Genomic DNA, 1,523 nt, shown 5'->3' with positions numbered 1-1,523 from the left:
TGCAAGTTTGATGAAGCTAAAAACGGATCAATTAATTCTGGTACAAATACTCCCATCGCCTCAGCCTCGCGTACAAAAGTACTAAGATTTTCAATTACAATTATAATGTTTCCAGCATTCGTTGCTTCAGTAAAAAGCGAAAGTATAGTGAGTTCGAGTTCTTGTTTGTCATGATGAGTAGCAAATAACCGAGTAGTGTCTAGTAGTATCATCTGCTGATTTTCTACGGCACTGAGAGATTTTCCAGTATGCATTCTACGATCGACCTCCATAAGTAAATCAATTGTTCCCACTCCTGCTTCACCTATAACAAGAACGTTTGAAGCCTTGGCACGAGCTAGGGCTACTTCAATCTCAGCAATTTTTTCCTCAGTAAAAGCACTGTTGCTTTGAGTAAGTGTAGAAAATATAGAACTAGTTTTAATATTTCTAGAAAATTTTTGTAAAATGTAAGCCGTTCCGTATGCCCACTCCCTACCAATACCTTGTGTTTTAGACAGGTTGCCTTTACTCCACCATCTTTCTAAGCGTTTTTCTTGTAGATGTGAATTCACCACCCATTCCAATGATCCAATAAAAGTATCGTCAGTAATCCCTTGTGCTTTAAGCATGTTTTTAAAAGCACTGTCCTGTTGCAAAAGATATTTACCAAGGGAAATTAAGGTAAACATTTTATCCGGTGGAAGCGGAATCATATTTGTTGAAATACGAGGACGTGCACTATGGAAAAAAGTGTCAAGTGTATTTGAATCTACTCCTGCCCGAAGTAATACAATCGTGCCAATTCTTGAGACACAAAAAGCCTTTGTTACATCTTCTTCATTTTTACTAACCGCTTCAGCTATTTCGTAAGTAGCACCAGAAATTTTTTCCTCACTTAATCCGATGATTGAATTTAGTCCATAATAATAATGACTGTTGTGATAACTAAAAATTAGAATTTGCTCAATCCATAATCCAGTAAAGATAAGACTAATTCCTAATAATAGTGTGTCAGATTCATTTCCTAGAAAATATAATATAGCTCCAGCTATTCCACTAAATAAAGCGACAGAAAAAAACATTATACGTAAACGGCTGAGAAAACGTCGTGGAACAATCCTTGCTAGTGCTAGTACTGGTTTATATCTTTTTATATCTTCAGATATTGTATACATATATATGTAGTTATGAAAATATTAAAATTATTCCGTATACTAGGGAACTAATTATGCATAGTGGAGCAAATATCCAAAATACATAGGTGATAATTAAACCTAAACAGAGAAGCAGTAAAACAAAAGTACCTGTAAGAATGATAGTGGTTCTGAGAATCATGCCAATGATTCTCGAAATTAAACCAATTATCACAAAAGAAGCGAGATCTTCAAAGTTGAAAGTACTCCCACGCTCCTCGGTCATTCTTTTCCAGGGAGAAAAAAAAGACCGAATAAGTTGAGTTAATGAAAAAAAGTTTATCGTAAACCAGAAAAAGTTTTTCCAGACGTGAAATATTTCATGGAAAGCTTTTGTGTAGTGCCATA

General features: G+C 35.0%; 1 protein-coding gene. It reads right to left on the bottom strand.

Going from position 1 to position 1,523, the window contains the following annotated elements:
- Positions 1–1,157 (bottom strand): hypothetical protein (locus WA010_RS12290; RefSeq protein ID WP_422557408.1); only part of this gene is annotated, 1,157 nt, incomplete at its 3' end.
- Positions 1,158–1,523 lie beyond the last annotated feature (366 nt).

Origin of the sequence: Sulfuricurvum sp. (assembly GCF_049305995.1) — a bacterium.
Taxonomy (GTDB): Bacteria; Campylobacterota; Campylobacteria; order Campylobacterales; family Sulfurimonadaceae; genus Sulfuricurvum.
Note: the sequence above shows the minus strand (reverse complement) of the source record. Positions and strands in the feature narration are given on the sequence as shown.